The sequence below is a fragment of the Cecembia lonarensis LW9 genome, assembly GCF_000298295.1.
Taxonomy (GTDB): Bacteria; Bacteroidota; Bacteroidia; order Cytophagales; family Cyclobacteriaceae; genus Cecembia; species Cecembia lonarensis.
This window is the reverse complement of sequence record NZ_AMGM01000017.1, coordinates 36456-61463: the sequence shown is the minus strand read 5'-3', so window position 1 is coordinate 61463 and position 25008 is coordinate 36456. Positions and strand designations below refer to the sequence as shown.

Sequence of the window (25008 nt, the reverse complement as noted above, 5' to 3'; positions counted from 1 at the left end):
TTTGATCCATTCAAGAATCAAGTCTATGTATTTATAAAGTAATTATTTCGTTTGTTCGAATTATTATATTCAAAGGAAAGTTTACAAGCCCTTTCTTCTGTTCATTTCCTTTTTGATCAGTTCAAACTCTCTGCTGCTCTGACCTGCTACGGAAGTATTTTCCTCAGCCCTTCTGGAAAGATAAGGCATAACCTTTTCAACTGGACCATAGGGGACGTATTTTACTACATTATAGCCGGCATCTGCCAGATTAAAAGAGATATTGTCACTCATCCCATAAAGCTGAGCAAAATATACCCTATCATCTTTTTCATCCAGTCCTTTTGCTGCTATAAGTTCAGTAAGCATGAGGTTACTGTCTTCATTATGGGATCCAGATACTAAAGCAATGGAGTCGATATTTTCCATGCAATAGTTTAACGCTGCATTATAATCTCTGTCCGTGGAGGCTTTATCAGGTTGAATGGGGCTTTGATATCCTTTCTTTGCTGCACGCTCTCTTTCTTTTTCCATGTAAGCCCCTCTGACTAATTTTGCTCCTAAGAAGTAGCTTTTTTCTTGAGCAGTTTGATGTGCATCTTTCAATCTTTGGAGCATATCGTGTCTGTACATCTGATATGTATTGTACACCACACATGTCTTGGTATTGTATTTTTCCATGGCCTTATAAACCAGGTCATCCAAAATATCCTGATACCAAGAGTCTTCTGCGTCAATAAGGATCTTGGTGCCTACTTCATAGGCTGCCGCGCAAAGTTCATCTACCCTTTTTTCCAATCTTTCAAAATCGGCTCTTTCTTGATCTGTCAGGGTTTTGCCTTCCTGAAGCTTTGTCATAATACCATAATCCCCTAATCCGGTTACCTTAAATACCGCAAAAGGAATATTGTCATCTCCCGCAGAGCGTTCAATGGTTCTTAGAATCTCTTTTTTGGTCGCTTCAAAGCTTGCCTCATCTCCTTTACCTTCAACCGAGTAATCAAGTATGGTTTTTACGCCAAATTCTGCCAACTTATTGACAGTATCCTGACAATCTTCAATACTTTCTCCCCCACAGAAATGGCCAAACATGGTGCTTTTCATGATGCCATTGATGGGTAATTTTAAAGAAAAGGCCAAATCAGCTAATTTTATGCCCAAGCTAACAGCAAGATTACTGTTCATCGTGGCAAAGATATAATACATCTTTTTCAGCTCTCCATTAGATTTAGAGGCAAATGCAACTTCTAAGTTCTCAAAAGAAATTTTGGGTTTTACTGGCATATGGGTTCAATCAGGCTGCAAATATATCAATAAAACTGTTCTTGGATAGTATCTGTTTGGCAAAAGAAACCATAGATTGTAACTTTGGTTAAATCTATGGATAGGTCTGCGATATAGGTTCAATATTAATATCTTTGCGGGCTTGAGTATCAAAGCATATAAAGGAAGGCTCGAATTCATTGAATGGACCAGAGATTATTCCATCTTCTGATGATTCGATTGATTTCTAACAAAAAAAAGCCCAGGACGTTGATTTAAAAAAAATCTTGTGAATACACTTCAAATGAATGAATGGATTGGGACAGCTTCAAAACCCATAATCATTGCAGGTCCATGCAGTGTAGAGACACCGGAGCAACTTGACCAAACCGTCAATTATCTGGTTAAGGAAGGAATAAGAATTATCAGGGGTGGAGTATGGAAACCCAGAACAAGGCCAAACAGCTTTGAGGGAGTAGGAGAAATAGCCCTTCCTTGGATCAGAGAGGCCAAAAGTAAATATGGGGTTCAATTTGCTATAGAAGTAGCAAGTCCCTATCATGTGGAGAAGGCCTTGGAGTATGGTATAGATATGCTTTGGATAGGGGCCAGGTCAACAGTAAATCCATTTACAGTCCAAGACCTTGCAGATGCATTAAGAGGGGTAGATATTCCAGTATGGGTAAAAAACCCCGTCAATCCTGATATTGCGCTTTGGATAGGAGCATTGGAAAGGTTGAATAGGGCCGGGGTAAAAAAACTTGGGGCGATCCATAGGGGATTTTCCAATTTCAATGATAGTATTTACAGGAACAGCCCCACTTGGCAGATACCTTTAGAATTTAAAACCCAGTTTCCCGAGATTCCTCTGCTTAATGATCCCAGCCATATTTCAGGCAAAAGGGACTTAATTTTGCCTGTTTCCCAGATGGCGTTGGATCTGAATTTTGACGGTTTGATCATTGAATCACATATCAACCCGGATCAGGCTTGGTCTGACAGCGCCCAACAATTGATCCCCGCTGACCTAGGTAAACTTATTGCCCAATTACAAACCAGAATCGCTACGGTAAATAATCCTTTATTGGAATCACAATTAGAAGTTATTAGGGAGCATATAGATGAGGTGGACAGGGAGCTGTTGGAAGTGTTGGGCAGAAGGATGAAATTGGTAGAAAAGGCAGGAGAGTACAAGAAGCTGAACAACGTGGCCATTTTTCAGATGGAAAGATGGAAAAAGGTTTTCGAGACCCGTCCTATTTGGGCCAGTAGTCTTCAGATAAACCAGGAATTTGTTAAAGAATTATATAAGTTGATCCACACAGAGTCCATCAAAAAACAGGAGGAAATTATGGAGGGAAAATTACAGGAGTCTATTTCACGGAAGTAATCCCAAATATTATTTTGTTTAATGCGTCAAATATTTATGATTTTTCCGTGAAGGTAACGTTCGGACAATAGCTTTGAAAAAAATTGAAAAAAATATTCAATTTTTGATTTGTTTTTAAAAAAGTACCCTTTACATTTGAAACATGTTAATCGCGGCAGTTATATATTTTACCTTCTTTTACTTTTACTTTCGTCCAGAAGGTCGAATCGGAGCTGCTTATTGTCTGGTAAAAAATTAAAAAATCATAAACCTAGAAAAAGCCCGATTCGAAAGACTCGGGCTTTTTTCATTTAAACCATTAACAACATGCAAGATCATTTACAAATCAAGGACTGGGGATTAGGGCTAAGCGGCCATACCATTATTGCGGGACCATGTAGTGCAGAAACTCCCGAACAAATTGAAAAAGTCTGTCTGGACATGAAAAAAGAAAACATGGTTCCAGGGATGTTCCGGGCCGGCATTTGGAAGCCTAGAACCAGACCGGGTTCATTCGAAGGCATAGGAGAGGATGGGTTAAAGTGGATGGAGATTGTCCGTCATCATCTGAATATTCCAATTACTACGGAAGTAGGAAATGCGGCACACGTAGAAAGTGCCTTAAAACACAAAGTGGATGTGCTTTGGGTGGGCGCAAGGACTACAGTCAATCCGTTTGCCGTCCAAGAAATTGCTGAAGCCTTAAGGGGAGTAGACATTCCTGTGATGGTCAAAAATCCCATGAATCCGGATTTACAGCTTTGGTTAGGGGCTTTGGAGCGTTTCCGGGCCGTGGGCATCAATAAATTAGCCGCAATTCATAGGGGTTTTTCTGACTCTTACGACAAAAGATTCCGAAACAAGCCCAATTGGTCTATGCCTATCCATTTGAAAAGGGAGTGGAAAGGAATGGAAGTAATCAATGATCCTAGCCACATTGTAGGTAACAGAGAAGGAATCTTGGAGACTGCGCAGAGGGCCATCAACTTTGGTTTGGATGGTTTGATGATTGAAACACACCATGATCCTGATAACGCTTGGTCTGATGCAAAACAACAGGTAACACCTGCCAGGTTAAAAGAGATCTTGGCCCAAATTGACTTCAGGGATACTTTAGGAGAACAAAGCCCAAGCGAAAGATTGAATGATCTGAGAAATGCTATTGACCACCTTGATGATCAGTTGCTTGATCTACTTCAAGAGCGGTTTTCCTTGATTGATCAAGTTGGGGCTTACAAGAGGGAAAATCATTTGACTGTGTTCCAATCTGATCGCTGGAAATATGTCATGGAGTCCAGAACGCAAAAAGGTGTACAAAAAAATCTTAGTGAAAAATTCATGAAGGAGTTGCTTTATTGTATTCATGAAGAGTCTGTAAAAAGACAGGAAAAGCAATTGAGAGAGGCCGATCCAGTAAAAAGGCCATAGAGCATTTTATTCGGCTAGGTTTTCTTTTATTGCTAGTTTTGTCAAAAATTACACTGTGGAAAAAGTTTTATTTTCAAATCAAATCGCCAGGGATTTACGCTTGTTTTTAGAAAACATCAAGTATTCTCAGTTGGGCCTTATCATGGATTCCAATACCCAAAAGCATTGTTTGCCCTTGGTTCTGGATGGCCTACCTGAAGTATTTAGCCGTTTTGTTTTTACTGCAGGTGAAAGCCATAAAAATCTAGAAACCTGCACGCAAATATGGAAATGGATGACAGAAGAGGGGTTTGATAGGAAGGCGTTCATCATCAATTTAGGAGGAGGAGTAACCGGTGACATGGGTGGGTTTTGTGCAGCGACTTTTAAGCGGGGGATACGGTTTATTAATTTACCCACAACACTTTTGTCTCAAGTGGATGCCAGTGTAGGGGGGAAGTTGGGCATTGATTTTATGGGCTTCAAAAATCATATTGGAGTTTTTACCAAACCGGAAGCGGTTCTGATTGGAGATGTATTCTTGCATACATTACCCGAATCCGAATTGCGTTCAGGATATGCGGAAGTGATAAAGCATGGTTTAATTCAGGATGAAGCTTATTTTGGACTGCTCAAATTTGAGCATTGGAAAGAGCAAAATTGGAGGGATATTATCGAAAAATCCATCAGCATCAAGCGGGTGGTGGTGGAAAAAGATCCAAGAGAAGCTGGCTTACGTAAGATTCTGAATTTTGGACATAGCATTGGTCATGCCTTTGAATCAAAATATCTCGATACAGATAGGCAGCTGCTTCATGGTGAGGCTATTGCCATTGGAATGATTGCGGAGGCTTATCTTTCCCATCTTAAATCAGGACTTTCAGTAAGTGAGCTGGAATCCATCGAAGAGGCCCTGTTAAAGGTTTTCCCTAAGTTTGATTTTGAAGAGGAAGAAATACCGGGAATAATCAAGTTATGTACCCAGGACAAAAAAAATGAAGGCAGTCAAATATATTTCAGTTTACTGAGTAGCATAGGGAAATGTGACTTTAATGTCCCTGTTACTGAGCAGGATATTTATGAGGCCATTAAACATTACAGAAATTTACATCTTTAAAATAAAGTTTCCCAGCATTGAAAACCCTGATTTTAGAACAGAACAGCACCTTTTTGCCCACTAGAATTCCACTTCCATCCTCTAAAAGTGAAAGCAATAGGGCATTGATCATTGATGCTTTGACGGAGGGGGAAAACCGTTTGCTTAATTTGGCTGAGGCCAGAGATACTCAGACTATGATCCGTCTTTTGAGGGAAAATCCACCCATTTATGATGTCTTAGATGCTGGAACCACCATGCGGTTTCTTACTGCTTATGCTGCCGTGACCGACCAACATAAAGTAATGACCGGTACCCCAAGAATGTGTGAAAGACCCATTGGTATTTTGGTGGATGCCTTGAGGGCTTTAGGGGCAGAAATTCATTACATGAATAAGGAAGGATTTCCACCTTTGGCAGTCCACGGACTTAAGATTCAAAAAACTGATCATATTCAGATTCGGGGAGACGTCAGCAGCCAATACATTTCGGCCCTTTTAATGATTGCGCCTGTTCTTCCCCAAGGCCTAACGCTTGAATTGACCGGTAAAGTTGGTTCCAGAACATATATCGAAATGACCATTCAATTGATGGGAGCTTTTGGTGTGAGTTGTGAATGGGTTGAAAATCGCATCCAAGTAAAACCCCAGGCGTATAAGTTTACCGTTTTTTCAGTAGAAAGCGATTGGTCAGGAGCCAGTTATTGGTTTAGTCTTTTAGCTTGTGCGGATGAAGGGGATTTGTTTTTGGAAGGGCTGAAAAAAAGATAGTTTGCAGGGAGACTCAAAGATTGTAGAGATCATGGACCGCTTGGGGGTGAAGAGTGAATTTAAGGTTGGAGGTTTGCAACTGACCAAACAAGAGGTCAAAGGTCTGGAAACTTTCGATTTCAGTGATTGTCCGGATTTGGCCCAGACGGTGGCTGTTACCTGTGCGATCATTGGACAGAAAGTGGCGTTTACGGGACTGGAAAGTTTAAGGATAAAAGAAACAGACCGGATTTTTGCCCTTCAACAGGAGTTGGCCAAGTTTGGAGCCAAATTAGAGGAAGGTTCAGATGAAGTATTTACCCTGATTCCCAGTGTGAGTATGCCAAATGAGGTTAGGATTCACACCTATGACGACCACAGAATGGCCATGGCATTTATGCCTCTGATGACCAAGACCAGGGTGATCATAGAAGATCCTGAAGTGGTTAATAAGTCTTATCCCAGTTTTTGGAAGCACTTAGAGCTGCTTAAAATCTGATTGGGAATAACCTAAAGGGCTATGAAAGGAATATCTACAATCTTATTGCTGGTCCTATCCAATACCTTCATGACATTTGCCTGGTATGGGCATTTAAAATTTAAGGAATTGCGATGGTTTGAAAATTTGGGATTGATCTCCATCGTGCTGATCAGTTGGGGCATTGCTTTTTTTGAATACATGTTCCAAGTACCTGCCAATAGGATTGGTTTTAAGGGTAATGGAGGTCCTTTTTCTTTAGTGGAGTTAAAAGTCCTTCAGGAAGTAATCACGCTGATGGTTTTTATGGCATTTACTTTGATTTTCTTTAAAAATGAAAGTATCAGGGCCAATCATGTCATCGGCTTTTTCTTTTTGGTTTTGGCAGTTTATTTCATCTTTAAAAAATAGCCTATGAGGGTAGGTATTCAAGGGATTCCAGGTTCTTTTCACCATCAAGTGGTTTTGGATTATTTTGGAAATGCATCCGAGATAAGTTATTATAAAACCTTTGAACAAGTAGCGAAAGCGGTTTTTGAAGGTAGAGACCAATATGCGGTACTTGCTATTGAAAACTCCATTGCGGGAGCCATTCTGCCCAATTATGAATTGATTGATAGGTATGGCCTTAGTATTTCAGGAGAATATTACCTGCCCATCTCTCACAATTTAATGGCTCTGCCAGGGCAAAAAATTGAAGCTATCAAAGAAGTCCGCTCCCATCCTATGGCCCTGTTGCAGTGCAAAAAGTTTTTTGAAGCTTATCCTGAGGTGCTTTTAATTGATGATATTGATACTGCAACGGTGGCAAAGCGCATTGCTACAGATGGATTGAAGGGAATAGGGGCTATTGCCAGTAAGACTGCTGCGGCTATTTATCAATTGGAAATTTTGGCTTCAGATATTCAAACAGTAAAAGACAATTTCACCAGGTTTATCATCTTGCAAAGGGAAAAACCGGAAAGTACGGATGCGGTCAATAAAATTTCCCTAAAAATCACGATCAGCAATGAAAAGGGAAGTTTGGCTAAATTGCTCACTTTGTTGAGTGATTATGGGCTTAACCTTTCTAAAATTCAATCAGTGCCTGTGATAGAAAAACCTTGGGATTATGCTTTTTTTATTGACGCACAATTTGAAGGACATGTAGATTTCCGAAGTGCTTTAGCGAAAATCAAATTAGAAGGAGCAGAAGTAAAGGTTCTTGGAGAATATATAAGTAGAAAATAAGTAGGTTAAGCTGTTAAACAATGATCAGTTTTTCAAATAGGGTTAAAAGTGTAGAGGAATATTATTTTTCCCAAAAGCTCAAGGAAGTAAAAAAGCTTCAGTTGGAAGGTGTTCCTGTAATCAATATGGGGATAGGGAGCCCTGATTTACCGCCACATCCTTCTGTTATTTCAGCCCTCAACAAAACAGCAACTTCTCCCCAAGCTCATGCTTACCAAAATTATCAGGGCATTCCTGCTTTGCGAAAGGCATTTCTGGACTTTTATATAGATAAGTATCAGGTGAAAGGTTTAACGGAAGATGAAGTACTGCCTTTGATGGGATCAAAAGAAGGTATTCTTCATATCTGCATGGCCTTTTTGGATGAGGGGGATGCTGTGCTTGTACCTGATCCCGGATATCCTACCTATACTTCTGTACTCAGGATGCTGGGCAATACATGTATTTATTACCCGCTTTCTGAGGCCCAGGGCTGGTATCCTGACGTTGAAGCCTTAGAGAAATCCGACCTTTCAAAAGTAAAGTTGATGTGGGTCAATTATCCTCATATGCCCACGGGAGCCAAAGCGGATTTATCAGTCTTTGAAAAACTGGTTGATTTTGCAAAACGGCATCAAATACTTCTGATTAATGACAACCCGTACAGCATGATTCTTACGGATGAGCCAAGGAGTATTTTTCAAGTGGAAGGGGCCAAAGAGGTAGCCCTGGAGCTGAACTCCCTGAGTAAAATGACCAATATGGCAGGTTGGCGAATTGGCGCAGTTTTAGGAAGCCGGCAATTCATTGATGGCATTATCAAGATCAAAAGCAATGTAGATTCGGGAATGTTTTTGGGTCTTCAGGACGGTGCAATAGCCGCCTTGAACTTAGGAGAGGACTGGTATAATCAGCTGAATGAAACTTATGCAGAAAGAAGAAAACTCATGTGGCAGCTGGTGAGGCGATTGGGATTGACCTGTAGTGCGCATACCGCAGGGATGTTTGTCTGGGCAAAACTACCAGAAGGAAATAGTTCAAGCTCATTTGTGGATAGACTTCTAAGTGAAAAGCATATTTTTATAGCTCCAGGAGATATCTTTGGAAAAAGGGGGGAAGGCTGGGTACGGTTTTCACTGTGCGTCAATCTGGAACAAATTAAGGAGGCTATCCAAAGAATTACATGAAAATTTAAATATATACCATACCGATCAATATGAAAAAGATACACATTGTGGGTTTAGGCCTTTTAGGCGGCTCTTTTGCACTGGCATTGAAAAAGGCAAAACCAGAATTGATTTTTACAGGCTATGATGCCAATCCAAAAAACCTGAGTGATGCGATCACCTTAGGGTTGGTGGATGAAGCCAGGGAAAAAGCCGATCTGGACACGGATGTCATTGTTTTGGCCACACCAGCAGATACATTACCGGGTTTATTGGAAAACACCTTAAATGAAATCAATGATAATACCTTGGTAGTAGATTTTGGATCAACTAAATCCAAGCTCTGTGAGGCAGTTGCAGCACATCCTAAGCGGGCACAGTATCTTGCGGGCCACCCCATTGCCGGTACAGAGTATTCAGGTCCAAAAGCAGCCAAGGCTGATCTTTTGGATCGAAAAGTTTTCATCATCTGTGAAATGGAAAAGACAGATATTCATCTCAAAGGAAAAGCCTATGAGGTTTTGGAAGCTTTAAATATGAAGCTGCGTTTTATGGATCCGGAAGAGCATGACGCGCAATTGGCATTTGTTTCCCATTTGTCGCATATTTCCTCTTTTATGCTAGGCAAGACCGTTCTTGATAAAATGGAAGATGACAAAAATGTTTTTGATATGGCAGGTAGTGGGTTTGCTTCTACTGTACGTCTTGCCAAAAGTTCTCCAGCCATGTGGGCTCCAATCATGTTGGAAAACAAAAAAAATATATTGGAAGGTTTAAGTATGTACATTGCCAATTTATCTAAATTTAGAGATAAGATTATTGCAGATGATTTTGAAGGTCTATTTCATGAAATGGAGAAAATCAATAAAATAAGAGATATCCTGGACCTTTCCTGATCCCATTTCATTGAAAAAATGGCTTGTTATTTGATAAAGGTGTTCTTTAATCGAAATGGAAAAAATATGAAAAATACCATCTTAGTGCTATTGTTCTCGCTAGTATTTATGGCCGTAAGCGCACAGCAAATACCATTAATAGAAGTGGAGGGGATAAGTGAGGTAAGCGTAATGCCGGATGAGGCGTTGATTCAAGTTTCCCTATCGGAAAAAGCAATGACAGTGGCTGAAGCAACAGATCGTTTGAATAAAAAAACAAAGGCGATTGAAGATGCACTTAAGAAATCAGGTGTTAAAACTTATCAGTTTTTTGTAGACAACTATTATGTAAATGTCAACAGGATATATTCCAGGGGTGCCTCTAGGGACAGCGGTTATGTAGCTACTCAAAGTGTCAGGGTGAAGGTTTCTGATGTTGGAATGGATCTTATCAAAGTAACTGAGACCATTCATCAAACCGGGAACCCAAGCTTTAACCTCAGTTTGCAGGTATCTGACCTTTTGACTAAGCAAACACAACAACAGTTACTCGAACTTGCTATTGAGGATGCCATTAAAAAGGCACACATCATAGCCAAAAGTATAGGCGTACAGGATATTCAGGTGCAAAAAGTGGTCTATACTTCCCCTAGTAATACCTTTTATCCAATCATGAGAGAGGCAAGGGTAAGTATGGCAAGTGATATGGCACCTAGGGAAGAGCCTATATTCAGGCCTGAGGAAAGAAAACTTAATGATAAGGTAGTGGTCACTTTTACCTTTGATCGATAGAAGGAGGAAGACCTTGAGGATCCCATGGTGTAAATCATGGGATTTTTCTTTTTAAAAATCTTTAAAAAGTACAATAAATAAAGGTATTGTTAAATTTATTTCGAAAAAATAATTTTTTAATAGTAAAAAATACCCTGTACAGGGTATTTTTTGTAAATGAAAAGCATCTTACCTTTGATATGGGTGATTAAGCGACTTTTCAAACAATTTTTTCTGAATAATTAAATCATTGTACAGGGTTTTTAGTTTTTATTTTTTATCCCTGTGCTTTACTTGTTAAATGCCTCTCATTTTCATCATCATATAATTTTAGTGGACAGTTTTCCCCTGAAGCATTTATTACATGATAAGCTCGATTACCTAGTATATTATAAGCCTGAATTTAAGCTTAGGAAAACCCTGATTTTTTACCGTCTATCATATTGGTTTTTATTCCAAGCTTGTTTGCTTTAAATTTCTACTTCAAAAATAAATTATCATGAAACAATATATCATTCTTACGGGGCTTTGCCTTTTGTTTTCTTTTGTGCAGGTGTTAGGACAGAAGAAAGATGGGATAGATTTAGACGCGGTAACAGAAAGCCACTTTTTAAGAGGCATTGAAATAATCAATGATTTGGTGTCCATTCCAAATGATTCAAATGACCCTGAACAGCTTATTCCCAATATCGAGTGGTGTGAAGCTAATCTTTCTGCCAGAAATTGGCAGGTTAGTAGATTAGAGACTGCAGGTTTTCCGCTTTTATTCGCAGAGATGACAGTACCTAAAGCCAAAAAAACCGTGTTGTTTTATTTCCATATTGATGGTCAGCCTGTGGATAGGAAGCGCTGGGATCAACCCGATCCATATCAGCCTGTATTGAAACGTCAAGACAGTTCAGGAAAATGGGAGGTTATTCCCATGGAAACTTTGAAGACAGCTTATGACCCTGAATGGAGGATATTTGCCCGGTCCTCTTCTGATGACAAAGGTCCTTTTGCCATGTTTCTCACCGCTTGGGATGCCATGGTAGAACAGAAGTTGATGCCGAATTATAATGTGAAAATCATTTTGGATTTTGAAGAGGAGATAGGTTCGCCACACCTTCCTGAAGCCGTTGTCCGTCACAAAGAGACCTTGGCGGCAGATATGATGTTGATCATGGATGGTCCAAGGCATTTGAGTAATGAGCCTACATTGAGTTTTGGGGCAAGGGGTATTTCACAGATTACGCTAACCGTATTTGGACCTAGGGCTGCTCAACATTCAGGCCATTATGGGAATTATGCGCCTAATCCAGCTTTTAGACTTTCACAGCTTTTGGCTTCCATGAAGGATGATGCCGGTAGGGTAATAATACCTGGTTACTATGACGGTATAGTTCTGACAGATAAGGAGAAGGAAATTTTAGCCCAAGTTCCTGACGACGAAGTTGAAATCCGGAAGAAAATAGGTATTGGTAATATGGATAAAGTAGGAAATTCATATCAGGAGTCCTTACAATATCCCTCCTTAAATATAAGGGGAATGTCCTCAGGGTGGGTAGGTGATGAGGTAAGAACCATCGTTCCTGCAGATGCTACCGCAGAAATTGATATTAGGCTGGTACCTGAAAGTGATCCGGAGCGTCTTTTTTCCTTAATTAGAAAACATATAGAAGATCAGGGTTATCATATCATTGATGGTAGGGGACCTACTGATGAAGAAAGGGAGCGATATCCTAAACTATTGAAATGGGAGGGTAGTATTTCGTACCAGGCATTTAGGACTCCTTTTGATTCAGAGCCTGGTATTTGGTTAAACAAGGCCATGGTGAGGGCATTTGGTAAAGAGCCTATTCGAAAGAGAATCAGTGGAGGTTCCTTGCCTATCGCTCCTTTTGTTGATGCGCTTCAAGTCCCGGCCGTGACGGTAGTTACGGTCAATTCTGATAACAACCAACACGGACCAAATGAAAATATCAGGTTGGGAAATTATAAAGAAGGTATCAAGACAGCGCTTTCCATTTTAACGGAACCCTTATAAGGTTTAATAGTTTCCGTTTATCAAAATAGGACGTTTCAAACGTCCTATTTTCATTTCATTTCGATTTATTCCAGTTTTGTCTATTTTGTGTTTCTTCTTGAAACTTTATACCTGTCAAATGAATTTTTAGTTTGTTATTTTCTTTTTAGGTAAACATAGGTTAAAATATATTTTGCCATTCATGGATTTTAACGATTAAATATGAAAGTTAATTGAGTAAATTAGATACATGGTTTTTACCTCATATTTAAATAATTTCTATGAAAAAATTTTACAGATTTAGCACTACCCTTTTGCTCCTTCTCTTAAGTGTGGGATGGAGCTGGGCGCAGTACACCGTGTCGGGTACTGTGACAGATGAACGGACTGGTGAACCTTTGATTGGGGCTACCATTCTTGTACGAAACACCACCACGGGAGTCGTGGCAGACCTTGATGGTAGGTTCAGTATCACAGTTCCAGGAAATCAAGATGCCGTTTTGGTGGTGTCCTCTTTAGGGTATATCAGTCAAAACGTCAATGTTTCTCCGAGTCTTACCTCCGTGCAGGTGAGATTGAGAGAAGACGCCACCAACTTGGAAGAAGTTGTGATTACAGGTCTTGCTTCTACCGTAAAGCGGAGTAACCTTGCCAATGCAGTTTCTTCCGTATCGGCACAGGAACTGGTGGGAACTACCAATATTCAGACAACAGATGGTGCCTTGTACGGAAAGATTGCAGGTGCCAACATCAGAATGAACTCGGGTGCACCGGGAGGTGGTGTGTCTATTCAGTTGAGGGGGATTTCAAGTTTGACAGGAGCTTCTCAGCCTCTGATTATCGTGGATGGCGTCTACATCAACAATAGCTTTCAGAGAACAGGAAGGGCTTCTGTAACCGGAGCTGGTGGATCCAATCAGGATGATGGAGCCAACCGTTTGGCAGACTTGAATCCAAATGATATTGAATCCATTGAAGTTTTGAAAGGCCCTTCGGCCGCAGCGATTTATGGTACTCGCGCCAATGCCGGTGTAATCATCATCACAACTAAAAGGGGTTCTGCTGGTAAAACACAGGTTTCAATTTCTCAAGACATTGGGTTTGCTACCCCTTTGAGGTTGTTGGGCGTGGATGACTGGAGTGAAGAAAAAATCAATTTCTTCTTCCCTGAAGCCAGAAGGCCAATTGAGTTGGAAAGGTACCGCCAAGCTGTTGCGACCAATACTTTTGTGGATTATGAAGATTATTTCTACAACAATACAGCTACACTTTCCAATACCAGGGTAACAGTTAATGGTGGTAATGACAGAACCAAGTTCTTTATCAGTGGTAATATAGTTTCAGAAGATGGTACTGTAAGAAACACTGGCTTTGAAAGATACTCAGTTAGGGCCAACGTAGACCATAAAATTTCTGATTTTATAAGGTTAGGCGTTTCTTCCAATTACATCCGAAGCAATACGGACAGGGGGTTCACAGGTAATCAAAATAGAACTGGAGCCAGTATTGGTTATAACATCGCTTATGTTCCCAATTACTATGATTTGAGGAGAAATGCGGATGGTACATACCCCATAAACCCTTATTTTTCAGAAAATCCGGTAGCGGTTACAGATCATGGCATTAACAATTCTGTGGTCAATAGATTTATCCAGGCCTTTACCTTGGATGCAGATATCTACAAATCTGCCAATAGCTTCTTAAGGTTCCAATTAGCAGGTGGCATGGACTTCTTGCAGAATACTTCTTTGGTATATCTTCCTGAGTTCTTGCAATTTCAAAGAGGGCAGGCCAACCCAGGTGATGTGCTTTGGGGCAAACAGGAAAGCTTCAATACCAATTTACAAGCTGTAATGGTTTACAATTGGAACTTAGGTCGTGTCAACATGAACTCCCAGGTGGGTTTGGTAAGATTGGATTTTAATAATGATGGCTTATTTACAAGAGGTAGTGGATTGGCTCCTGGGCAACTTAATTTACAACAGGCTACAGTTCAGGAGATCAATCAACAATTCTTCTCTGAGGTTCAAGAAGCAGGAATTTTCTTACAGCAGGAAGCAAATTTTGAAGATAAAATTATAGGTACTGTAGGAGTGCGTTGGGATAAATCTACCTTGAACGGTGATCCAAACCAATTTTATGCTTTCCCGAGGGCTTCTGTTGCCTTCAATTTGGCTAATTTTGATTTTTGGGGCTCCAAAACTACTTTCTCTGCCTTAAAACCAAGAATAGCTTATGGTGAAACTGCAGGGCCGGTAGCTTTCGGGGCAACTTTTACGCCCCTTGGAGGTACCAATATTGGAGGTCTTTTAGGATCAGTAGTTTCTACCCAAATTGGGAACACCCAAATTTTGCCTGAGACAGCCACAGAACTGGAGTTTGGTATAGATGCAGGTTTCTTTAACAACAGACTAGGTTTAGAAGCTACTTATTATATCAAGAATACGCAAAACAACATTCAGAACCTTAATTTAGCGCCTTCTACCGGGGTGAATATTACACCAAGTAATGAGGCGGAGTTAGAGAACAAGGGAATTGAACTTGCTTTATTCGGAACTGTAGTAGATAAGCCAAATTTAAGATGGAATACCAGAGTTATGTATTGGCAAAACCGATTGAATATGAGAAGACTTGGTATTCCCACCTATGTGTCAGGAGGGTTTGGAGCTGCCTTGGGAACATTCCTTTTTGCAGAAGGAATAGCGCCAACCACCATTGTTGGTACTCCAGCTGATCCTAATAACCCTGGTGGATTCACCATTTGGGGAAATTCACAGCCCAAGTTCAATATGTCGATGATCAATAATTTTACCATTGCTAAGAACTTGGAATTTTCCTTCTTAATGGAATATAGAAAAGGTGGGGATAATATCAACCTTACTTCCTTCTTGACTGATGCTGGTGGAACTACAAACGGTTGGTTTGATGATGATGATGGTGATGGCATTCCAAACGGCAGACAAAGACCACCGGCTCCATTTAACAATGCAGGCAGATGGGTTCAGGATGCTACCTTCCTAAAAATCCGTGAAATTGGATTGTACTATAGCATTCCCAAAAATACGGTCATCCAAACTTTCGGTAACAGTGTGGAAAATATCCGCTTAGGGGCTTCTATGAACAATGCCTTCTTGTTTACCAATTATCAAGGTTATGACCCTGAGACTTCAACATTCGGAGCTCAGTCTGTAGCCAATAACGTGGACATTACGCCTTATCCTACTCCAAGAAGGGTATTTTTCCACATAACCATTGATTTCTAAAATCCAAAGCTGATCATTATGAAAACAATACAAAAATATTTAGGAACAGTGGCTTTGGCAGCAATAAGTTTGTTCGCTTGTAATCCACTACAATTAGATGAAATAATTGATCCTAATAACCCCTCGGTTGAGAGCATCAGTAACAATGCTTCTAGGGAACAAATTCAATTTCTTATCACAGGGTTGGAAGCACGTCACAGGGCATATGTATTTAATGTAACTGCTGCTTGGGGTGCTTTTGGAAGAGAGGCATGGTACTTGAACGCTTCTGATCCCCGATTCCAAACGGATTGGTTGGGTCAGGGTGGAAGGACTCCAGATCGGGCTTATTTTGGTTTTGGTGTGACAGGTGGTGGCTCCTATGCTTCTCCTTACCAGGCCATTAATCAAGCAGATGTCTTGATTTCTGCAGCCGAAAATGCTGCTACTTTATCTCAGACAGATAGAAGTGCCATTTCAGGTTTTGCTAAAACCATCAAAGGATACCAATTCATGATTCCAGCCAATTTTGTCTATCAAAACGGAATTAGAATTGACGTATCTGATCCCTTAAACCCTGGTCCGTTTGTTCCTTATGAACAAGCACTTGACTTTATTAAAACGGTCCTTGATGAAGGAGACCAAGATTTGGTTGCGGCAGGTGGAGGTAATTTCCCATTAAGACTTACTCCAGGGTTTAATGGTTTCAATACCAATGCGGCTTTAAGACAGGTAAATCGGGCCGTTGCTGCCAGGTTGAATGCATACAGAAAAGATTGGACAGGAGTGCTCTCCGCTTTGGAAGGTTCTTTCATGAATCTTTCAGGCGACCTAAATGCTGGTCCTGCCCATCCCTATGGTGCGCCGCCAGATGCGTTTAACCCTTTGTTTTATGTGCCAAATGCATTGGTGACTACCATGATTGTGGTACATCCTTCCGTGTTAAGGGATGCCACCCCAGGGGATCTTAGGGTAGCAAACAAGTTCTTTGAAAGAACTGTAGCTCCTGTTACTGTCACTACGGACGTTGGACCATTGGTAGGCACACACCAAGACAGTAGATGGCCGGTCAATACAGCCTTTATACCTTTTATTAAAAACGAAGAATTGATTCTTTTGAAGGCAGAAGCGCATGCCAATTTGGGCCAAACAGCCCAAGCGGTGGAGGCTATCAATATTATCAGGAATGCCGCAGGAATTGGTGATTATACCGGTGGAACCAGCCAAGCTGCCTTAATTGATGAAATTTTGTATCAAAGGAGGTACTCCTTGTGGTTGGAGCCATGGGGTCATAGATGGATAGATGCCAGGAGATATGAAAAACTTTCTGAGATTGATGTGTCTTTTGATGGAGGAACGGTATTTACCCAATTCCCACATCCTCAATCAGAGGTGAATTGGGATAATTATGTAGGTAATTAATCTTTGAATGATAGAAATAATAAAAAGCTGTCGGTATTTCCGGCAGCTTTTTTAATTTTCTTATTCGACCTGAACCCATCTATAATCGATAATTATCTAATGAAATTAAAGTCCTTTTTACTCTTTCTATGTCTTTTCCATTGGCAAAGTTTAATAATAAGCAGCTTAGGCCAGGGAATACCATTGTCCCAACAGCAGGCCAATTTCATCAAATCAATCGAGGAACAATCCGAAAAAGCAGCAGATATGCTGATATCAATCGGAGGAATTATCAGCCCTTCGGGTAATGAATGGGAAAGAGCCAAGAAAGTGGCTGAAATCATGAAGAAGATTGGCTTATCACAGGTCAGGGTAGATGATATGCCCAATGCGATAGGGGTTATCCCCGGGAAAAGTGACAGCGTACTTGTATTTATCAGTACACTGGATGACCTCGAAACAGTAGCATTACACCAGAAAGCAAGTGGTAAATTCCCTTATGTGGAAGGTAATAGGGTCATAGGTCCAGGAACCAACACCAGTTCCATTACTGTAGCGATGCTTTTGGCAGCTGAAGCAATGGTCCAATCAGGCATTGTACCCAAATACACCTTAGTTTTTGCTGCTGTTGCACAGGAAGAAACAGGGTTGAAGGGGATGCATGCAGTTTTTGAAACTTACAAAGATCAGGCGGTAGGATTCGTGGATATTTTAGGAGATGGCAGGAGAATAAGTTATGGTGCTATGGGCATCCACTGGTACAAAGTACATGCTAAGGGTCCGGGAGGCCATTCCTTGGGAGGCGGACTTCCCAATGTCAATCAGGCCATGGCCAAGGCAATTGATAGGATATTCCAGTTAGACTACAGGGAAGACAGGACAGTGATCAACATCGCCATGATAGAAAGCGGAAAGGTATTTAACCATAAACCGGAATCGGCTTGGTTTTCATTGGATATGAGGAGCCTGAATAACCTAACTTTGGCAGAGATGGAGCAAAAAGTGTTAGGTGTTTTGGAAGAAGTAGGGCAGGAGACCAATATTGAATTGAGCCTAGAACCTTTTCAAGTCACTCCTGGTGGACAGTTGGAAGGTGCTTTGGAGTCTCCTTTGGTCAAAAGGGCCAAGGCCATTAGCCAATATTTAGGCTTTGAACCTACCTTATCAAATGCAGGCAGCAGTAATATGAATATTGCCATTGCCGGAGGAGTCTCTGCGATTGGATTAGGTGGAGATAGGGGAGGACAAAGAGGATATCCGGACGAATGGGCTTCTATTCCCAACATGATTCTAGCAGCCAAGCACGTATTTTTATTGGCTAGTGAAGATTGGTAAACCTATTTCTTCATGTCACTTATGCCCGCATGTGCACGGATGTATCCGTGGCAAATCTTTTTAAAGTATGGTAATTTTTAACCTGCCTTAAATAATCAGACAATAGCTAGATACTGCACTTAATTTATTTAAAAATCCTTTTGGTTTCAAAGTGGTTGATGATTTTTGTTTAATATTTTTTATATACATAAAATTGTAACTCAAATAAATTAAAATGATTTACAAATTAAATCTGCTGTTTGATTAGAAGATTTTTTAATAGACCATGCATAAACAAATCATAAATAAGACTACAGGAGAAGAGAAATTTAGGTATCTGGTTTCCAAAGTGAGTTATACAAGAATTGCACTACTCCTATTATTCCTATGTACAGGGTTAGGGAGTTTAGAGGCACATGCACAGAGTTTTGAATTAGGAAGGGATGAAACCATAAATGCATCAGGAATACCTGATGGATCCAATATTGTAATTAACCACGGTGCTACCTTGGTAATGGATGTGTCTAAAAACTTCGGGATAGCTACTGTGCAATTTATTTCTCAGAATGGTGATGCAGAAGTGATTATTTCAGGGCCTGGAACAGCTTCTTTTTCAGAAATTGACATTGCAGTATCAGGTGGCAGAAGATCCCTTACTTTTGTTATTGGACCGGATGCCACCGTAGAAGTACAAAGCTTAACAAATACAGGAAATAGGCCAAAAAATGTCAGAGTTGAAGGGGTATTAAGGCTTTCAGGAAATGGCCATGCTATAGCTACTTCAGGTTGGGATAATCCCATTGATTTTAGACCTGGCTCAACCGTAGAATATAATGGTTCAGGAAATCAGTCCATTTACAGCGCCAATTATCATAACCTGATTTTATCCGGGAGTGGCGTAAAAACATTTCAGAGCGGTACGAATTCCATTAATGGAGATTTTATCCTTTCAGGTACGGCGGGCACAACTTTGAATCGATCGATGACCTTTGGAGGGAAATTGGAGGTCAGTTCGGGAGTTTTAAACGCTGGTAATTTTAACCATACCCTCGGAGGAGACTTTATCCATAATGGAGGGACCTTTAACAGTGCTACGAGTACTTTTGACTTTAATGGCAATTTTACCCAAACCATATCCGGCGCTAGTCAATCAACCTTTCATCGCTTAGCAGTCAATAATCTATCAGGCGTTTTTTTATCCTCTGATGTACGGATATCAAATGCACTTAATTTACAATCTGGCAACCTATCAGTCAATTCAGATGCAAGTTTGACTTTGGAAAATACTTCAACGGTAAGCTCCCAAGGAAATTCCATCATAGTCTTGGAACCATCTGCCAATTACCGTAACCTCAGTAACAGTACGCCTCTTTTGGAGGTCAGGCAACTTCTTCAGGGAGCCAAAGGTTGGCGGTTGCTGGGAAGTCCTGTATTTACTACTTATGCAGATTTATTAGGAAATGCTGTTACGCAGGGTTTTGCAGGGGCTACTTTTCCTTCTCTTCAGCCCAATTTACTTTGGTGGGATGAAACGGATAAAGGAACCTCTTTACAGGCCTGGAGAACACCTGAAGGTATAAATGAATTTGTAATATCAGGGAGAGGTCATTATTTCTATGTTTTTGATGGGGCATCATTACCTTCCTCTGCGGGTACTGGAAATTATGCTGATCAGTTACCGCTGACAATCAGCGCTACTGGCACGGAAGTTAATCTTAGTAGTCCTTTTTCATTTCCATTGACTTTTACCAGAAGGGACACTTCTTTGGTTGCAACTGGTGACGAGTTAACTGAAGTCAATCAGGCAGATCAGGGCTTTAATTTATTGGCCAATCCTGCCGCTAGCTTTATTGATTTTCATGCCCCAAATGGATGGACCAAGCAGGGAATTGACCAAACTGTATATGTTTGGGATCCCAATTTTAATAATGGTCAAGGAAAGTTTTTGACTTTTAATGGAGAAGTAGGGGATTTAGGTTCCGGACTTATTCCTCCTTTTCAGGGATTCTGGATAAGGGCCAATGCCGATAACCCAGTTTTGAGCTTTTCGAATGCAGTAAAATCAGGCAATTCCAAGTCTTTTGTAGGCAGGGTAATCCCTACTGAAGCAGATGAAGCCCTGAATTTGAAATTTGCCTTATCCGGCGAAGGAATGAAAGCAAATAGCTTCCTTCACTTTAGTGAATCTGGAGAAGAGGGGCCAGACACTAAGGATGCGTATCAGCTGGAATCTTTGACGGAGGATTGGCTGCTATTATATACTTATGGAGGACTTAGGAGCAAGAGCCCTTTGGTAATCAATCATCTACCTTTGCCAGGGGAGGAACAACAAAGTATACCGCTGCATATTGCAGCTTCGAAAGGCGGAAGAAATATTAATGGAAGGTATACGCTTAATTGGGAAGTTCCTGACAATTGGCCTTCTGAAGTAACTTTGGTCCTTATGGATCATTTACAGAAAAAGGCAGTGGATATGCTGGCCCAGGATAGTTATGATTTTGTATTTCAGGCACCAAAGACTACTGGAAATGCCCAAGCCAGAAAAGATATGGGCTTCAAGGCTCCCCAGGCATTGATTTTTCAAAGTCCTTATGAAGCCGGAGAAGTAAATGCAAGAACAAATCCAAAAGCTCCTATGCGTCCATTTACAATTTTAGTAGGTGGAGAGTTTATAAGAGATCAGCCCGAGTACAGGCCGGATTTTGCCAAGTTGTTTACTCCCATGCCTAATCCTTTTGAAAGAGAGCTGAGGATACCTTTCTATGTGCCTGTTGAAGAAGTAGTATCTATGAGAATACTCAACGTTCAAGGGCAGCAAGTACATCAGTTTGAGGAAAAAATATTTCGTCCGGGAATTCACGAACTGTATTGGGAGCCTGTCAACTTACCCAAGGGAGTGTATATCGTTCAGATGTTGGCAGAAGGAAGGTTTTTAACCCAAAAGATTATCAAAGACTAATGAAAAAACAGCTTAATGTATGCTTGATAGTTCTATTTACTATGCTTGGGCTACAGGAACTTCATGCCCAGAGCCTTAAAACGCTAACAATCAGTGCGTCAGCTACTGTTACAGATAATTTGCAAATGATTACCATCAGGCATTTGGACCTTATCAGCCCGGAAGTTGAAGATGGCTATATAGAAATATCTCCAATCTACAGTAGTTATGCCGGAATGTTTAAAATCATAGGTAATCCCAATGCAAAGATCAGAATTACTTATTTACAGAGTGAGACACTCCGGGAGCAAAATGATGGTATTGGTGTAGTGGAAGCACGATACATCATGAGTGCTGCTGAGAAAGATATACAGCAACAGAGCCAACTTTTGGATGTGGGTGAAGCTGTAGTTCCTATTGGTGACAATGGGGAGTTATTCATTTGGTTGGGTGCGATACTGGACTTTAGTGATGCACTCCCTGGCCTATACCTTTCTGAATTCATTCTTGAAATTGAATATATATGATGAACGATTTCCGAAAATATATAGAATCTTCCTACTTGAAATTGTTTTTTTTGGTGTTCTTTTTTTGCATTGCTGAAAAAGGATTTTCCCAAAGGATCAATTTCAGTGTATGGACTGGTAGTGATGAAATAACTGTGACATCTCCACAAGGCGTTATGCCTTCTTTGGCCTTTAATCAAAAGCAAAACCTAATTATAGTTGGCGGGCCTGTGGTGGACATTCAGCTTAACGATACCCAGACTGTCGTGTATGCCATCGAAGCCCCTGAAGGGTTTGACCTTACTGTGGAAGTATCAGCGCCAAACGCTTTAAGTTTAGAAGATGATCCTTCTAATACCATACCTTTCCAGCTCAAACTGGCTTATAATAATCAGCAGCCAGCCAATGAATGGCTAGGTAAAGCTTCAGCTGTTGAGTTGCCACTGGGTTTTAACGCCATAACATTTCCTGTTAATCGAAGGCTTTCCGGAGCTCCTTTGCCGCCTCCTACGCCTGAAAGTGGGGGGTATGTTAGGCCTAAAGCAACAGCGTACCTTTATCTTTTTGGCTCACTGGGGCCAATAGGTTCGATTCCTTCAGGAGACTATAGTGCAGAAGTAAATATCAATGTTTTCTTTTCTACTTATGATTAAAGTTAATTTAACCATATTATTCTTCTGTTTGGGTTGTATCCTTCATTCTGTTGCTCATGCGCAATTTGTTAACGTGAGGTTACAGATTCCTGGAGGTATTCAGTTCAAAACCAAGATGGTCAATGATCCCATTGTTTACGGGATGGAGCCAACAATTTGGATGGAATTGGCCGGCAATGATAACCTAAGCCTCTTGATCAGTATAAATGAAGAAGATACAAATGAAAAAAGGGATTTTTTTATCCTTAACAATGGGTCGACTGATTTCTCTAAAGCTCAAAAAGTCAAATCCAATACCCCGGTTCTATTAAGTACAAAAGGTAAAATTAAAGGGATTAATAAGCCTAAATCAAAAATCATCCGTGCCTGGGTAGGCATTCCTATATTTTCGGCAATGGAAGAAAGGATACAAGCAGATGCAATAGCAGGTAATCAAAAGGATGTGAAGCACTCAAAGCGGAAGCGATATTTGGTGATCATAGATTACCCTTGATTAATCATTTCAGATGTATCAATAAGGTGTGGGACGCTGAAAGGATTTGATGGCCAAATATTGCCCGGATAAATCATCTTTAGGGTGTCAATTGTGTATAATTTCTTAGAAGTTCCCCACATAAAAAAATATGGCCCACTAATTCGAAGACACTTCAATTCAACAGGACAGTCTACTATTTAGCCCAATACATAATACGGGTTTAACCTTTTTAAGTTCTCAGCTGAGTCCCGGATTTCTTGGTGAAATGCTAAGCGAAATACCTTAAAAAAGAAGAACTTGGTTAGAAAAATGGATATAAACCAATGAATTGGATGAGTGGGGAAAATGATATTTTATAGATCAGAATAGAGTTTTGGACGGTATTTAAAATCTTTATTTACATTTTATTTATAAAAAAGCTCACTTGGTTACAAACAGGTATTGAATATTTGGCTGTTACTTTTCAAATACATAAAATTGCATTACAAAATAATTAAAATGTTTTATAAATAATTAACAGGCTTTTAACAGCCTATAATTTATAAGTCGCTTAATATTTAAAACTAATTATTACCTAATCAATTCTTTAAAAACAAAAATTAACATCTAATTATTAATCAACAAAAATCATGAAATCAACAATTTTAAAACCTCTAGCCTTTTTTGCATTCTTAATGGTATTTGGAATGAATGCAATGGCACAAAGCGCAAATGCTAACCTGTCTGCTTCTGCGACAATTTTGGATGAGATTACAGTTGAACAGGAACAGGATCTGACTTTTGGTCAAGTACAGGTTGGGAGTAACAAGACAATTGATCTTGATGGAAATGTAACTTCCAGTTCGAATGGTATTTCTACAGTGGGTACAGGAGTGGGCCGTTTTATGTTGGCAGCCGGTGCCGGTTCCAATGTTAAGCTCAGTTTCACTTTGCCAGCAGCTCTTGATGGGCCAAATAGTGAAACACTTCCCATATCATTTACTGAAGATCCTACAGGAACTGCTTTAGATCTTGTAGGCTATGGAAATTCTGACGACGCAAATGGCGTTACAAGATTTTCTGCTATTAATGGTGTTGATATCGCTGCTTTCCCTACTAATGCAATAAATAATAAAAATGGTATTTATGTATTTGTAGGAGGTACTGTTAAAGCTGCAGCTGATCAAGCTATAGGTCAATATACAGGAACAGTTACATTGACTGCTGAATACAACTAACATCCAATCTAAAAGCCAGTAGACGACTTCTACTGGCTTTAACCCTTTCTCTTATGAAAAAGCTTTTTATCATTTTCCTATTTACATTTCTGTCTTTTGCGGTTTCTGCACAGGTTTCCATTGCACCAACGACAGTATTTACTGATGCCAATGGTATAGCCACCCTTTACGTAACCAATCCTTCAGATATTCCTCAGGAAGTAAATATAGGTTTTATCTTCGGTTATCCAGGGAATGATGCGGCTGGTAACTTAGTTATGATATATGAGGATAGTGAGATGGAAAGCAAATTTGGTCTTGGTGAAAGGCTAAGGGCATTTCCAAGAACATTTATCCTGGGTCCCAATCAACAGCAGACAGTAAGGCTTCAGGTAAGACCTGACAGGACTTTACCGAGTGGCATGTATTTCACAAGGGTAAAGGTTTCTTCCAGTGCACAGACTCCCGACATTGGCCAAACAAGCAATGATGAAGTCACTACCAAGGTTAACTTCCGCTTCGAGCAGGTGATTGCAGCCTTTCATAAAAACGGTAATGTGGAGACAGGTCTTCATATTGGAGATTTACAGACTTCTTTAACCGACAATAAGTTAAGGGCAGTTATACCTTTTCAAACCTTGGGGAATGCCCCCTACTTAGGCAGTGTATATGCGGTATTAAAGGACGGAAACGCACAAATTATCGCGCAACAGCAACAAACGATGGCCTTATATTTTGACGGACTGAAAGCGGTAGAGTTGGAATTGCCTGAATCTTTTCATGAAGGAACCTATACTTTAGAATTGGAAATGGAAACCAAGCGATCAGATATTCCTTCTTCTGACCTGGTTCAGGCATCACCTATCCGAAAAACAGTGCAAATTGAGCTGAAATAGATTTTAGCAGCAATAGATTG

General features: G+C 40.3%; 19 protein-coding genes and 1 pseudogene. 19 read left to right on the top strand and 1 reads right to left on the bottom strand.

What is annotated here, in order from left to right; all coding sequences use genetic code 11:
• Positions 1-81: 81 nt before the first annotated feature.
• The gene (locus B879_RS07595) at positions 82-1263 is read right to left on the bottom strand and encodes a proline dehydrogenase family protein (RefSeq protein ID WP_009184577.1); all 1182 of its coding nucleotides are present in this window, start codon (positions 1261-1263) and stop codon (positions 82-84) included.
• 268 nt (positions 1264-1531) lie between these two features.
• Here B879_RS07595 and B879_RS07590 point away from each other — a divergent pair, with 268 nt between their 5' ends.
• The 19 genes and pseudogenes from B879_RS07590 to B879_RS07500 all read left to right on the top strand — a co-directional run bounded on the left by B879_RS07590 (position 1532) and on the right by B879_RS07500 (position 24988).
• On the top strand, positions 1532-2632 hold the full coding sequence (locus B879_RS07590) for a bifunctional 3-deoxy-7-phosphoheptulonate synthase/chorismate mutase type II (RefSeq protein WP_009184576.1): 1101 nt from the start codon (positions 1532-1534) through the stop codon (positions 2630-2632).
• A gap of 306 nt (positions 2633-2938) precedes the next feature.
• Positions 2939-4039 carry a chorismate mutase gene (locus tag B879_RS07585; protein ID WP_009184575.1) on the top strand — a complete coding sequence of 367 codons (1101 nt, stop codon included), beginning with the start codon at positions 2939-2941 and terminating at the stop codon, positions 4037-4039.
• Positions 4040-4094: 55 nt separating this feature from the next.
• Complete coding sequence (gene aroB / locus B879_RS07580) at positions 4095-5135, top strand: 3-dehydroquinate synthase (protein WP_009184574.1); 1041 nt, start codon at positions 4095-4097, stop codon at positions 5133-5135.
• A 17-nt stretch (positions 5136-5152) separates the two neighbouring features.
• Positions 5153-6362, top strand: a pseudogene (gene aroA, locus B879_RS22080) (3-phosphoshikimate 1-carboxyvinyltransferase).
• A 21-nt stretch (positions 6363-6383) separates the two neighbouring features.
• Positions 6384-6752 (top strand): DMT family protein, encoded by a 369-nt coding sequence (locus tag B879_RS07570; protein WP_009184571.1) that lies wholly within the window; start codon positions 6384-6386, stop codon positions 6750-6752.
• Positions 6753-6755: 3 nt separating this feature from the next.
• A complete protein-coding gene (locus B879_RS07565) occupies positions 6756-7571 on the top strand; it encodes a prephenate dehydratase (RefSeq protein WP_009184570.1) in 816 nt (271 codons plus the stop codon).
• A gap of 20 nt (positions 7572-7591) precedes the next feature.
• Positions 7592-8737, top strand: coding sequence for a pyridoxal phosphate-dependent aminotransferase (locus tag B879_RS07560; RefSeq protein ID WP_009184569.1), 1146 nt, complete (start codon positions 7592-7594; stop codon positions 8735-8737).
• Positions 8738-8766: 29 nt separating this feature from the next.
• Positions 8767-9612, top strand: coding sequence for a prephenate dehydrogenase (locus tag B879_RS07555; RefSeq protein ID WP_009184568.1), 846 nt, complete (start codon positions 8767-8769; stop codon positions 9610-9612).
• Between the two features lie 66 nt (positions 9613-9678).
• Positions 9679-10383, top strand: a complete 705-nt coding sequence (locus B879_RS07550; protein WP_009184567.1) for an SIMPL domain-containing protein — start codon at positions 9679-9681, stop codon at positions 10381-10383.
• Between the two features lie 478 nt (positions 10384-10861).
• A complete protein-coding gene (locus B879_RS07545) occupies positions 10862-12388 on the top strand; it encodes a M20/M25/M40 family metallo-hydrolase (RefSeq protein WP_009184566.1) in 1527 nt (508 codons plus the stop codon).
• Positions 12389-12648: 260 nt separating this feature from the next.
• Positions 12649-15630, top strand: coding sequence for a SusC/RagA family TonB-linked outer membrane protein (locus tag B879_RS07540; protein ID WP_009184565.1), 2982 nt, complete (start codon positions 12649-12651; stop codon positions 15628-15630).
• An 18-nt stretch (positions 15631-15648) separates the two neighbouring features.
• Positions 15649-17031: a RagB/SusD family nutrient uptake outer membrane protein gene (locus tag B879_RS07535; RefSeq protein WP_009184564.1), complete on the top strand. Its 1383-nt coding sequence runs from the start codon at positions 15649-15651 to the stop codon at positions 17029-17031.
• Between the two features lie 99 nt (positions 17032-17130).
• Positions 17131-18345 (top strand): M20 family metallopeptidase, encoded by a 1215-nt coding sequence (locus B879_RS07530; RefSeq protein WP_009184563.1) that lies wholly within the window; start codon positions 17131-17133, stop codon positions 18343-18345.
• Between the two features lie 265 nt (positions 18346-18610).
• Positions 18611-21283, top strand: a complete 2673-nt coding sequence (locus B879_RS07525; RefSeq protein ID WP_009184562.1) for a T9SS type A sorting domain-containing protein — start codon at positions 18611-18613, stop codon at positions 21281-21283.
• Entirely contained in the window at positions 21283-21789 is a 507-nt protein-coding gene (locus B879_RS07520) for a hypothetical protein (RefSeq protein ID WP_040400360.1), read from the top strand. Before B879_RS07525 ends, B879_RS07520 begins: the two co-directional genes overlap by 1 nt.
• Positions 21786-22421, top strand: coding sequence for a hypothetical protein (locus tag B879_RS07515; RefSeq protein WP_009184560.1), 636 nt, complete (start codon positions 21786-21788; stop codon positions 22419-22421). Before B879_RS07520 ends, B879_RS07515 begins: the two co-directional genes overlap by 4 nt.
• Before the next feature lie 73 nt (positions 22422-22494).
• Positions 22495-22914: a hypothetical protein gene (locus B879_RS07510; protein WP_157231555.1), complete on the top strand. Its 420-nt coding sequence runs from the start codon at positions 22495-22497 to the stop codon at positions 22912-22914.
• Between the two features lie 611 nt (positions 22915-23525).
• Positions 23526-24113 (top strand): DUF4402 domain-containing protein, encoded by a 588-nt coding sequence (locus tag B879_RS07505; protein ID WP_009184558.1) that lies wholly within the window; start codon positions 23526-23528, stop codon positions 24111-24113.
• Positions 24114-24166: 53 nt separating this feature from the next.
• Entirely contained in the window at positions 24167-24988 is an 822-nt protein-coding gene (locus B879_RS07500; protein WP_009184557.1) for a fimbrial biogenesis chaperone, read from the top strand.
• The last annotated feature ends 20 nt before the right edge of the window (positions 24989-25008 follow it).